Annotated in this window: 11 protein-coding genes, 2 rRNA genes and 1 other annotated feature; of the genes, 10 read left to right on the top strand and 3 right to left on the bottom strand. The window is 28.9% G+C overall.

Translation table 11 applies throughout. The features are described from left to right. Together CLTEP_RS12145 and rrf are read left to right on the top strand one after the other, a co-directional pair. A 23S ribosomal RNA gene (locus CLTEP_RS12145) occupies window positions 1-125 on the top strand; the annotation flags it as partial. A gap of 294 nt (window positions 126-419) precedes the next feature. Continuing rightward, window positions 420-536 (top strand): 5S ribosomal RNA (gene rrf, locus CLTEP_RS12140). A gap of 101 nt (window positions 537-637) precedes the next feature. Here rrf and CLTEP_RS12135 read toward each other — a convergent pair. After that, entirely contained in the window at window positions 638-1,438 is an 801-nt protein-coding gene (locus tag CLTEP_RS12135; protein ID WP_066827076.1) for a DUF7847 domain-containing protein, read from the bottom strand. A 177-nt stretch (window positions 1,439-1,615) separates the two neighbouring features. On the opposite strand from CLTEP_RS12135, the gene CLTEP_RS12130 reads away from it, so the two are divergent. From CLTEP_RS12130 to CLTEP_RS12095, 8 genes are all read left to right on the top strand, one after another. Continuing rightward, the gene (locus CLTEP_RS12130; RefSeq protein WP_084364936.1) at window positions 1,616-1,846 is read left to right on the top strand and encodes a hypothetical protein; all 231 of its coding nucleotides are present in this window, start codon (window positions 1,616-1,618) and stop codon (window positions 1,844-1,846) included. A gap of 116 nt (window positions 1,847-1,962) precedes the next feature. Further along, a complete protein-coding gene (locus CLTEP_RS12125) occupies window positions 1,963-3,321 on the top strand; it encodes a CCA tRNA nucleotidyltransferase (RefSeq protein WP_066827073.1) in 1,359 nt (452 codons plus the stop codon). A 334-nt stretch (window positions 3,322-3,655) separates the two neighbouring features. Continuing rightward, window positions 3,656-4,624, top strand: coding sequence for a permease (locus CLTEP_RS12120; RefSeq protein ID WP_066827072.1), 969 nt, complete (start codon window positions 3,656-3,658; stop codon window positions 4,622-4,624). Between the two features lie 47 nt (window positions 4,625-4,671). Continuing rightward, the gene (locus CLTEP_RS12115) at window positions 4,672-4,911 is read left to right on the top strand and encodes a thioredoxin family protein (RefSeq protein ID WP_066827070.1); all 240 of its coding nucleotides are present in this window, start codon (window positions 4,672-4,674) and stop codon (window positions 4,909-4,911) included. A gap of 15 nt (window positions 4,912-4,926) precedes the next feature. After that, on the top strand, window positions 4,927-5,220 hold the full coding sequence (locus CLTEP_RS12110; RefSeq protein ID WP_066827069.1) for an ArsR/SmtB family transcription factor: 294 nt from the start codon (window positions 4,927-4,929) through the stop codon (window positions 5,218-5,220). A gap of 53 nt (window positions 5,221-5,273) precedes the next feature. After that, the gene (locus CLTEP_RS12105) at window positions 5,274-6,206 is read left to right on the top strand and encodes a CobW family GTP-binding protein (RefSeq protein WP_066827063.1); all 933 of its coding nucleotides are present in this window, start codon (window positions 5,274-5,276) and stop codon (window positions 6,204-6,206) included. Window positions 6,207-6,529: 323 nt separating this feature from the next. Then, window positions 6,530-8,788 carry a type IA DNA topoisomerase gene (locus CLTEP_RS12100; RefSeq protein WP_066827061.1) on the top strand — a complete coding sequence of 753 codons (2,259 nt, stop codon included), beginning with the start codon at window positions 6,530-6,532 and terminating at the stop codon, window positions 8,786-8,788. A gap of 17 nt (window positions 8,789-8,805) precedes the next feature. Continuing rightward, the gene (locus CLTEP_RS12095; protein ID WP_066827060.1) at window positions 8,806-9,714 is read left to right on the top strand and encodes a type II CAAX endopeptidase family protein; all 909 of its coding nucleotides are present in this window, start codon (window positions 8,806-8,808) and stop codon (window positions 9,712-9,714) included. Between the two features lie 5 nt (window positions 9,715-9,719). Here the strand turns inward: CLTEP_RS12095 and epsC are convergent, their stop codons facing one another. Both epsC and cysK read right to left on the bottom strand, forming a co-directional pair. Further along, complete coding sequence (gene epsC, locus CLTEP_RS12090) at window positions 9,720-10,268, bottom strand: serine O-acetyltransferase EpsC (protein WP_066827077.1); 549 nt, start codon at window positions 10,266-10,268, stop codon at window positions 9,720-9,722. 74 nt (window positions 10,269-10,342) lie between these two features. Continuing rightward, a complete protein-coding gene (cysK, locus tag CLTEP_RS12085) occupies window positions 10,343-11,254 on the bottom strand; it encodes a cysteine synthase A (protein ID WP_066827059.1) in 912 nt (303 codons plus the stop codon). Between the two features lie 82 nt (window positions 11,255-11,336). Next, window positions 11,337-11,569, bottom strand: a binding site (T-box leader). Window positions 11,570-11,920 lie beyond the last annotated feature (351 nt).

Below are 11,920 nucleotides of genomic sequence, written 5' to 3'. Positions count from 1 at the left end.
AAGATAAGATTTCCCATGACGAAAGTCAGTAAGACCCCTTGAAGAACACAAGGTTGATAGGTCGGAGGTGTAAGTGCAGTAATGTATTTAGCTGACCGATACTAATAGGTCGAGGACTTGACCAAAAAGAATCGCTAGTCACCAATCACTAATCGCTATTATTTCATAATTGATGGTTAGAGAAACTGGAGATTGGTATTCAGTTCATTATGCAATTTTGAGAGAACAATGTTTTCTCGATGTATACCACAAACGTCAATAACAAACTAAGTATCTGGTAGTTATAGCGTAAAGGGTTAAATGTCTAAATGACATTTAACGAGTAATTTAGCAAATCTGTGATTTGCGTTAAGAATTACTCCGGTTGCCATCAAGTCAGCTCTATGTTTAATAGAGAGAATTTAATATCAAAAATAGAATCTGGTAGTTACAGCGTAAAGGCAACACCCGTTCCCATTCCGAACACGAAGGTTAAGCTTTACAGCGCCGATGGTACTGCATGGGAGACCGTGTGGGAGAGTAGGTCACTGCCAGGTAAAATAAAAATAAGCTACTAAAGTGTATATAAAACATTTTAGTAGCTTATTTTTATACTAAAAAGTGAATAATGTTTTACGTATTAACAAGATGATTTTACTTACTCAATATTATTGTCATCAACATCCTGAGAAGAATTTTGTATACTTTCTAATGAGTATGAAGAATCAGTTTTGCTTTTATAAAGCACATATAAAAATATATTAAAAATAAGATTCCAAAAAACATCTATAAATTTCAATATCCAAAAACCTGAAGTATGCATTTGAGATATCATATTGAAACTTTGTATATTAAAAGAAAGATTTTTTAGAACAATAAACCCATATATGAAATCGGGTATGATAAATACTATGATACTAAGAAATAATATCCAATATGATTCTTTTGCAACACCAGCTCCACTACGAAGACTTTCCGTTACTCCAATATCATCTGATATCATTGCTGGAACCCATAATATAAAAAGAGGTGCCAAAAACAAAGTTGATAGTAATACTATAATGAGGATGATTAAGGTTCCTATAGATGGAATGTTACTTGATGATATATCTATTATGAAGGACAATATGAGTATTATTATTGAATAACCAAAAACAAATAAGCCAAACAACAATGCTGCTAAAAATAAACGCAAAGAGAAATTTTTTATTCCTGATAAGAATGTAGAAACTTTAGTTTTGCCTGAAATTACTGCTTCACCTACCATTGCATTAAATCCGGCGGTACACATTAATGACAAAACAAAAAATATAATTATGATAAGTGCTGAGTAGGAAAAAAACAAGTGATATTTTTTTACTAAATCTGAATTTAGTGATATATTTGATAATTCAAATATTAATGAAAATAAAATTAAAATAGGATTTTTTTTGAGGATTTCAAAACTTTTCTTAAGCATATCTTATCTCCTTTTCTAACAATATTTACTTATTCTTAATATATATTCTATACTAAAATAATAATACCTTCAATGTAATAAAATATATTTTAAAATTAAAAATATATATGTATTTATAAACATGAAAGAGGAATTTTACTTTGCTTGTAGTATATATTAAGTAAGGGAGTGGTAGTAATGGATATCAATTTTACTGTCGATAGTGGAGAAATAATTGATATTTTAAAGAGCATACATAATGAATATATAGCTACTAAACAATATTTTAGAGAGCATACAAATAGCGATGAAAGAGAAGGTATTACAAGTCCAGAGGAACTAAGACGTATTTATAATAAGTTATTGATTCAAACACAGGAGCAGAACAACTTGCTTTCACTTAGATTAATCAAAAATTCTGTAGATTAGGGAATTCTGCAGAATTTTTTATTTAGTTAAAATTATTGATTTTGGGTATACTTATTTACAAATATGTAAATGGTACGAATAGTTTGATTATGAATAATATGAAATGGTGTGATTGTATGATAAATAATAAAGTTATAATAAACTTACCTAATAAAGTTGATTATATATTAAATGTTTTAAATAAAAATGGTTTTGAGGCATTTATTGTTGGAGGGTGTGTCAGAGATAGTTTACTTAATAAAAATCCAAATGATTGGGATATAACTACTAATGCTTTGCCTAAAATAACTGCACAACTTTTTGAGAAAAGTAATAATAGAGTTATAGAAACGGGATTAAAGCATGGTACCGTAACTGTGATTATTGATGAAGAAATGTTTGAAATAACTACATATAGAATCGATGGTGAATATTTAGATAATAGAAGACCACAAAACGTTAAATTTACTTTATCATTGGAGGAAGATCTCAAAAGAAGAGATTTTACTGTAAATGCGTTAGCATATAATACTTCAGTAGGGTTGATTGATAATCATGAAGGAATTAAAGATTTAAAAGGCAAAACAATTAGATGTGTAGGAAAAGCAGATAAGAGATTTCATGAAGATGCTCTTAGAATGTTGAGAGCTATTCGTTTTGCATGTCAACTTGATTTTAAGCTTGACAAAGATATTTCAGATAGCTTAATAAAAAATAATAATTTATTAAAAAATATAAGTGCTGAGAGAATAAGGGATGAATTTAAAAAGATACTTATTAGCAATTATCCTTCACGAGGCATAAGACTATTAATGAAATATAATCTTATGAAATACATAATACCAGAATTATATGATTGCAAAGATTTCAATCAACATAATAAACATCATGATAAAGATGTACTTGAACATACACTATGTGTACTTGAAAATACTCCATCTAAACTCGAAACTAGGCTTGCAGCACTTTTGCATGATATTGCAAAACCAAAGGTATTTACTTATGGAGATGATGGTCAAGGACACTTTTATATGCACAATGTTGTAGGTGCAAATATGAGTAGAGAAATACTTAAAAGATTAAAATTCGATAATAAAACAATAGATAAAGTTTATATATTAATAAAAAAACATTTGATTATGTTTAGAAATATGGATGAGTATACAATTAAAAAGTATATGAGAAAAATTGGGATAGAAAATTTAAATGATTTGTTCAATCTACAGTTAGCAGATTTAAGAGGTTCTGCTCCAGAATATAGAAATTATGATATTGTATTAAATCTCAAAAAACGATGTCAAAAAATAATTGATGAAAAACATCCGCTTTTTATTAAAGATTTGAACATAAATGGAAATGACTTGATAAATTTAGGAGTAAGTAAAGGAAAAACTATTGGAATTATACTTGAAGAGCTACTCGATGAAGTTTTCAAAAATCCCAAATTAAATGAAAGGGAAAAATTAATAAGTATTGTTAAAAAAAGATATTTATAAAAATGGACAAATAAATTTGGGGATAATAATGCCAATTAATGTTTAGGCATTTTCAAAAAAATAACTAGTCAGTATGCTAGTCTATTTTGCGAACTACTTCATCGTCGGAACCCGTTGATAGAACCTACTATCAGCGGAACCCAACTCTTTGTATTTCACAAAATATACGTCGCATCTTTGACTTGTTATTTTCTTTCAAATGCCTTACGATAAAAATGAAAAACATTTAGAAATTATTCATAAAAGAAAAAATTAATATTGACAAAATCATCACAATCAAATATTATATAAGTATATTAGAAAATACTTATATAATATTTGGAGGGCGAAAATTATGTTTAATTGGCTTTATAAGTTAATAAGTCTTCTTGTTGAAAATGTATTTAGGGTATCTATGGAAACAAGATTAGGCTCTAGTATTCATTTCTTTTTCTATGATACAATAAAAATAATTATTTTACTTGGAATTATGATATTTGCAATATCTTATATCAGAAGCTATTTTCCACTTGAAAAAACAAAAAAAATTCTTGAACGGTTTGATGGAAATATAGGAAATGTTATGGCTGCATTATTGGGTATAGTAACTCCATTTTGTTCATGCTCATCAGTTCCGCTTTTTATAGGTTTTGTTGAAGCTGGAATTCCACTAGGAGTAACTTTTTCATTTTTAATTACTTCACCTATAGTCAATGAAGCAGCTTTTGCTATATTGCTTGCATCATTTGGTGTAAAAGTTGCAGTGATTTATGTGATTACAGGAGTTGTTATTGGTACTTTGGGTGGTATAATAATTGGAAAATTTAAAATGGAGAACCATGTTGAAGAATATGTATATAAGATGCAGATGAAGGATACTGTAATTAAAGAGTTAAATCAAAAAGAAAGATTTAAATTTGCAATAGATAATGTTAAAGAAATAGTAGGAAGGGTATGGATATTTTTAATTATAGGTATTGCACTGGGAGCTGTTATTCATGGATATGCACCAGCTGAAATATTAAGTAAATATGCAGGTCCTAACAATCCATTTGCGGTATTTGTAGCAGTTGTTTGTGGTATTCCACTTTATTCAAATGCACTTGGGACAATTCCTATTGCAGAGGCACTTATAAATAAAGGAGTGGGGATAGGAACGGCATTAGCTTTCATGATGGCCGTAACAGCATTATCACTTCCAGAAATGATTTTGTTAAGAAAGGTTATAAAACCTAAGCTTATAGCTACTTTTGTTATAGTTACAGGAATTGGAATCGTTATTGTTGGATATTTATTCAATATATTTATTACTGGAATAATTTAATAACTTCAATTTGTGATTTAAATTTAAGAAATGAGGAGGAAAAAATTGTGATAATTAAAATTTTAGGTAGTGGATGTCCAAAATGTAATAAAACTCATAAAAATGTTACAAAGGCTATAAATGAATTGGGTATAGATGCTGAAATTATAAAAGTTGAAGATATTGTTGATATTATGAATTATGGTGTTATGACAACACCAACATTGGTAATAAACGAAGAGGTAAAAGGAACAGGAAAAGTATTTTCAGTAGATGAAGTAAAAAAATATATTAAGGAAGAACTATAATTACGAGGTGGTTTTGTGAATCAAAAAGATATGGTTGTTAGGATTTTTAAGGCATTGGGTCATCCAATAAGATATGATATAGTCAAGTTTTTATTAGATGAGCCTAAATGTGTATGTAAACTCAATGAAAATATCGAATTTACACAGTCGAATTTATCACAGCATTTAAGAATATTAAAAGATGCAGGAGTTTTAAAAAGTGAGAAACAAGGGCTTAAAATAATATACAGCATTACTAATGATGAAATAAAAAATTTGATAAAAAATGCAGAAACTATAGTGGACGATTGTATTAAAAACATCAAGTGAAATATTTTTATTAAGAAGCTTAGTTATAAATTTTAAATTATGGGGGAATAGCTATGGATAAAAAAATCAATTTGTATTTGCTTTCAGGATTTTTAGGAGCAGGTAAAACAACTTTCTTGAGAAAAGTTTTGTGTGAACTTTCGAATGAAAAAGTTGGTGTCATCATGAATGAATTTGGTAAAATAGGAATTGATGGTCCTATAATAGAAAAAGACGGTATGGAATTAGTTGAAATAAATAGGGGTTCTATATTCTGTTCATGTTTGAAATTATCTTTTGTTAAAGCTATGATGGAATTAGCAGATCGTGAAATGAAATATTTGTTTGTTGAGGGTTCAGGACTTGCAGATCCTTCAAATATTGGAGATATTTTAAGAGGAATTAGAGCTGCTAAAGGTGATGTATATGAATTCAAAGGGGCAATATGTTTGATTGATTCACTTCACTTTTTAGAGCAAATAGAAGATTTGGAAACTGTAGAAAGACAACTAAAATATTGTCATTTAGCTATAATAAATAAAATAGATTTAGTTGATAAAGATACTATAAGTAAAATTGAAGAGAAAATAAGAGAAATTAATCCAAAAGCTGAAATAAGAAAGGCTTCCTTTGGAGATATCAGTTTTGATTTCTTAAATGAAGATTTAATGAAGAATGATTGGGCTGAAAGTGAAGAAACAACTAATACAGAGGATACTAAACCAAAAACATTGAATATGACATTTACTGGTGAGGTAAAGAAAGAAGATTTAACAAGATTTATAGATGCTATCTCAAAAGATTGTTATAGAATAAAAGGCTTTTTTAAACTTGATGATGGATGGAATCAAGTAGATGTTGTTAATAGAAAGATAGATTATAAACTTATAGATGATGATAAAGAAGTGTCACAGCTTGTGTTTATTTCTAAAATAGGACCGCATGTTATAAGACCAATATTTAATAATTGGGAAGCAATTATTGGACAGGAAATGAAGTTGAGATAAATAGTGAACTCGTTTTGCTAAAGCAAAACATCGGGACTTCAGGTGGAGACTCTACTCCACCTGAAGCAAAATCTTCAATCTCCCGCTTATAGAAGTGGGAGTCTTGTAAAATCGATAAAATAGATTATAAAGGCAAAGTATTCTGTATTGTGCAGTTTTCTTTGCTTTTTTTAGATTTTGTGTTTAAATTCATTTTAATATATAATAATATTAAAAATCATTTTAAGGTGTTTGAAAGAAAATGTTTGAAAGAAAATGACAAGTCAAAGATGTATTGACTAGTTATTTTTTTAAAATGCCTAAATTAGAACGTGAGGATTTATATGGGAAAATCATTATTTATAACAGAAAAACCATCTGTAGCAATGGAATATGTAAAGGTATTAAAAGTAAAAGGAAACAAAGGAAATGGATATATAGAATCAGAAAATGCTATTTTTACGTGGTGTGTTGGGCATCTTGTTAGTATGAGTTATCCAGAGGCATATGATGAAAAATTGAAGAAATGGTCTTTGAGTACTCTTCCTTTTTTGCCAAAAGAGTATAAATATGAAATTATTAAAAGCGTTGCAAAACAATTTGAAATTGTAAAACAGCTTTTGTTAAGAGATGATATAGACACAATTTATGTATGTACCGACTCTGGAAGAGAGGGGGAGTACATATACAGACTTGTTGATCAAATGATTGGAGTTAAAGGCAAAAATAAGAAGAGGGTTTGGATAGATTCTCAAACAGAAGATGAGATTAAAAGAGGGATTAAAGAAGCAAAACCTCTTTCAGAATATGATTATTTAGCGGATTCTGCTTATCTTAGGGCAAAAGAAGACTATCTTGTTGGTATTAATTTTTCAAGATTGTTGACTTTAATTTATGGAAAAGTTATTTCAAATATGATAGGAGAAGAGAAAATAGTTATTGCAGTTGGGAGAGTAATGTCATGTGTATTAGGAATGATAGTTGAGAGAGAGATTGAGATTAGAAATTTTAAAAAGACAAGTTTTTATAAGATTATAGCGAAATTTAATATTGATGATAAAAATATTTATGAAGGACAGTGGAAAGCTGTTGAAGGTTCGGAGTATCACGAATCTAATTTATTATACAATGCAAGCGGATTTAAGAAGAAAGAAAATGCAGAAAAGTTAATAGAAAAATTACATATAACGGGAGAAGAAAATAAAGTATTTGTTGAAAGTATTACAAAGAAAACTGAAAAAAAGAATGCTCCACTGCTTTTTAATTTAGCTGAACTTCAAAATGAATGTTCAAAAATATTTAAAATAAATCCTGATCAAACTTTAAGTAGAATTCAGAATTTATATGAAAAGAAAATGCTAACATATCCGAGAACTGATGCCAGGGTATTATCTAATGCAGTTGCAAAGGAAATTAGTAAGAATATCAAAAAATTAACAGCATATACTGGTGATACAGAGGTAAAATTAATTGCAGAAAATATACTAGATAATAAATGGTATTCTAAAATTAGTAAAACAAAATATGTTGATGATAGTAAGATTACTGATCACTATGCCATTATTCCAACAGGAGAGGGACTACATAATTATAAAAGTTTGAGTGATTTGGATAAAAAAATATTTAACTTGGTTGTTAGAAGGTTCTTATCAATATTTTATCCACCAGCTGTTTTTAAAAAAGTTAGTATTGTTACTAAAATTGGATGCGAGAGCTTTTTTTCAAATAATAAAGTTTGTGTAGAAAGTGGCTACTTAGATGTTTTAAAGACTGATAAAAAGAAAAGAGGAGATGGAGATTTAAAGTTTTTAAGTAATCTAAAAAAAGGGGAAAAAGTAGAAATCGAGGATATATTCATAAAAAATAGTGAAACGTCACCGCCAAAGAGATATACTACTGGTACAATTATTCTTGCTATGGAGAATGCAGGTAAGTTAATAGAAGATGAGGAGCTTAGGGAACATATAAAAGGTTCAGGTATTGGAACAAGTGCAACGAGAGCGGAAATACTGAAAAAACTTGAGAGAATAGAGTATATTAAATCTAATAGTAAAACACAAGTATTGACACCAACTCTTAAAGGTGAAGCTATATATGGAGTTATTAAAGATTCAATACCAAGTCTTTTAAATCCAAAATTTACTGCAAGTTGGGAAAAAGGACTTAAAATGGTGGTTGATAATGATATAAAAAAAGATGAATTTATGAATAAACTAGAAGGATACATAAGAAAAAGTATTACAAAAGTATTGAAACACAACAGGGCAATAAACATTGAAAAAATATTTTCTGAAATAATAAAGAATAATCAAACAAAAATCGATTTTAGTAGAAGTTTGGACATTTTAGGAGTATGTCCTTTTTGTCAGAATGGAAATATAGTAAAAAACAGTAAAGGGTATGGATGTACTAATTGGAAGAATGGTTGTAACTTTTTTATTGGAAATATAGCGGGTATAGATATACCGGCACAGCAGATTAAAAAATTGATAAGCAAAGGAAGTACCGACATTATAGATGGATTTAATTCAAAAAAAGGTACGCAATTTTCTGCTAGTCTTGTAATAGATGAAAATAAAATAAAATTTTGCTTCTATAAGTAATAAATTGGGGGATATCCATGAGGGGTAAAGTGTATGAAACAAACTTGTTTTTTTTATTAGTTATAATAATTACAATTATAGGGAGTTTGATTCTTGAGTTTTTTCCAGAAGGAATGGTTCAAGAATTATTTCAATATGTTTGTATTTTAATTCCAGCTTTATTATATGTCTATTTCAAAAGAAGGAGTTTCAAAGAAACATTAAAATTGAATTCTATTTCAATAAAAAATATCATATTGGTAGTGTTTCTTACGTTTGCAATACAACCATTTATAGTACTGGTAGGCACAGTTGCTGATATTATTTTCAAAAATCAATGTGAATTATTGTTTGGAGATTTGGAAAGTTATTCAATATGGTTTGCACTTTTTGGTACTGCTTTAACTCCAGCAATTTGTGAGGAAGTGCTTTTAAGAGGGGTCATACTTGATGGATATAGGGGCATGAGCATTAAAAAAGCAGTTATAATGAACGGATTTTTGTTTGGAATTTTTCATATGAATTTATTTCAATTTTCATATACATTTTTTATTGGAATTATTTTAGCTTTGATTGTTTATTATACGAATTCTATATATGCGTCTATTATAATGCATTTTTTGAATAATGCTTTATCTGTAGTTGTAACTAAATTTCCCAATAGTTTTTATGCTAGATTGGAAGATAACTTATACAGAACAGAAACAATAACACAAGTAGTTCTTATGGTTGTTTTAGCGCTTATATCCATTATTGTTTCCTACTTAATAATAAAGGCCATTGCTAGAACAAGTAAGAATGAAGGAGTATACACGAGGTATGTTGTGAGCAATGACCTTATAGTAAAAGAAAAAGTATTTAATTGGCCACTTGTTGTTTCGTTTATTATATTTCTTTTGATGTCTCTATTGATAGCTGTTGCGGCGAGTTTGAATGGTTTAATGTAGTTATTTTATATTACCATTTCATTATAAATTTTTTTAGAGTACCCTAAATAATTATAGATTTCAACAATTTTACTGTTATTTTTCTTTACTATCTTTGCAGGTATACCAACTGCGGTGGAATAAGGAGGAATATCGGATAATACAACTGAATTAGCTCCAATTTTACTATTAGCTCCTATATTAATAGGCCCGAGAATTTTTGCACCAGCACCTATTATAACATTGTTTTCTACTGTTGGATGCCTTTTTCCCTTATCTTTTCCTGTTCCACCTAAAGTGACAGAGTGATATATTGTTACATTATTCCCAATTTCGGTTGTTTCGCCTATAACGACTCCCATACCATGATCGATGAATAGCCCTTTACCTATTTTTGCACCTGGATGTATTTCTATTCCAGTTAAAAATCTTGAAAATTGACTTAAAGCTCTAGCTAAGAAAAACATTCTGTGATTATAAAGAAAATGAGCTATTCTATATAAAATTATTGCATGGATTGAAGGGTATAAAAGCAATACTTCTAGTACGGTTCTAGCTGCTGGATCATTATTCATGATGTTTCTAATATCATATTTTAGAGAATCAAACAAAATTATCACCTCCACATATTATCCATTACAAGACTGAATCACTCAAATATTCCCATTGACAAATATTTATTTCCACCGTCTGGAGATAAAGTAACCACTTTCTTACCTTTACCTAATTTATATGCTATTATTTTAGATGCTGCTATATTTGCACCGGATGATAAACCAACTAATAATCCTTCTATTTTTGCTATTTCTTTTGTAGTACTAAAAGCTTCTTCATCTGTTATAGTTATAATTTCATCGACTATAGAACTATCGTAAATTTCTGGGATAAAACCAGCACCTATACCTTGAATTTTATGTGCACCAGCACTGCTACCTGATAATACAGAAGAATACTTAGGTTCTACAGCTACAATTTTGATTTTAGGGTTAACTTCTTTAAGCTTTTTACCAACTCCTGTAATTGTTCCACCAGTCCCTACACCTGCTACAAATGCGTCAATATTATTTAAATCATTTAATATTTCAACAGCTGTAGTTTCGTAATGTTTATTAGGATTTGCAGTGTTAGTAAATTGATTTAGTATAAAAAATTTATCATTGTTTTTAACAAGTTCTAAAGCTTTATCTATAGAACCTTTCATTCCTTTTGTACCATCAGTTAGTATTAGTTTTGCACCATAAGCTTTAATTAAGCTTCTTCTTTCTATGCTCATTGTTTCAGGCATAACGATAATAACGTTATAGCCTTTTAATTTGCCAATCAATGAAAGTGCAATTCCAGTATTACCACTAGTTGGTTCTACAATTGTATAGCCAGGTTTTAATAATCCTTCAGTTTCTGCTTTTTCAATCATTCCTAAAACAGCTCTATCTTTAACACTTCCTGCCGGATTAGTTTTCTCAAGCTTTAAATAAATATCAGCCATATTATTTTCTACTAAATTGTTTAATTTCAATAATGGTGTATTACCAATCATATCTAGTATGCTGTTAAATAGCATTATATCATCTCCCTCTATAATCTTTTTTTATATTGTTAAGATATCATGTGATTTTTGGCCAAAACAAAAAAACTCCATCCCATATAGAGACGAAGTGATATCCGCGGTTCCACTCTAATTGATACTAGTATCCACCTTGTTCAAGCACTAAATAATGCTCTATCTCTGTAACGGGAGAAACCCGATGCAGCCTACTTAATTCGGTGCATAACTCCAAAGGGCACTTCATATAGATTTCCAATAAGAATCCTCTCAGCAAATGGTTCTCTCTCTGTAAATTCCATCTATATTACTTTCCTTCTTCAATGTATTTCCGAGTATTTTACTAGGAATTATTTATTTATGACTATTATATGCATTTGATAATAAAATGTCAACTACTTTATTAATATTTCAGAGATTTCGCATCAAAATTCCAGTTAAAAATTTGTTTTTACTAAAATTTATTTTTTTAACATTTACTTGAATAACTGGGAAGCCTGCAAACCGATAGGTCTTAAAAATAGTTACACCTCCCCCTACCCCAAGAAATTTTAATAATTAATTTCCAGTTTTGTTTTTAAATTATGTCTTAGCAAATATTGGATTAATCCAGTCTTCTTCTATAGTAAATCTTTCATCTCTTATATCTTCAATAATATCTATTTGTAACATTCGTTTTTTTCT

This window comes from Clostridium tepidiprofundi DSM 19306, from assembly GCF_001594005.1.
GTDB lineage: Bacteria > Bacillota > Clostridia > Clostridiales > Clostridiaceae > Clostridium_AC > Clostridium_AC tepidiprofundi.
Note: the sequence above shows the minus strand (reverse complement) of the source record. Positions and strands in the feature narration are given on the sequence as shown.

Excerpts from the sequence above, each read along its gene's own strand:
- CLTEP_RS12135 (WP_066827076.1), bottom strand. The coding sequence starts at position 1,438 with ATGCTTAAGAAAAGTTTTGAAATCCTCAAAAAAAATCCTATTTTAATT.
- CLTEP_RS12130 (WP_084364936.1), top strand. The coding sequence starts at position 1,616 with ATGGATATCAATTTTACTGTCGATAGTGGAGAAATAATTGATATTTTA.
- CLTEP_RS12125 (WP_066827073.1), top strand. The coding sequence starts at position 1,963 with ATGATAAATAATAAAGTTATAATAAACTTACCTAATAAAGTTGATTAT.
- CLTEP_RS12120 (WP_066827072.1), top strand. The coding sequence starts at position 3,656 with ATGTTTAATTGGCTTTATAAGTTAATAAGTCTTCTTGTTGAAAATGTA.
- CLTEP_RS12105 (WP_066827063.1), top strand. The coding sequence starts at position 5,274 with ATGGATAAAAAAATCAATTTGTATTTGCTTTCAGGATTTTTAGGAGCA.
- CLTEP_RS12100 (WP_066827061.1), top strand. The coding sequence starts at position 6,530 with ATGGGAAAATCATTATTTATAACAGAAAAACCATCTGTAGCAATGGAA.
- CLTEP_RS12095 (WP_066827060.1), top strand. The coding sequence starts at position 8,806 with ATGAGGGGTAAAGTGTATGAAACAAACTTGTTTTTTTTATTAGTTATA.
- epsC (WP_066827077.1), bottom strand. The coding sequence starts at position 10,268 with ATGAATAATGATCCAGCAGCTAGAACCGTACTAGAAGTATTGCTTTTA.
- cysK (WP_066827059.1), bottom strand. The coding sequence starts at position 11,254 with ATGCTATTTAACAGCATACTAGATATGATTGGTAATACACCATTATTG.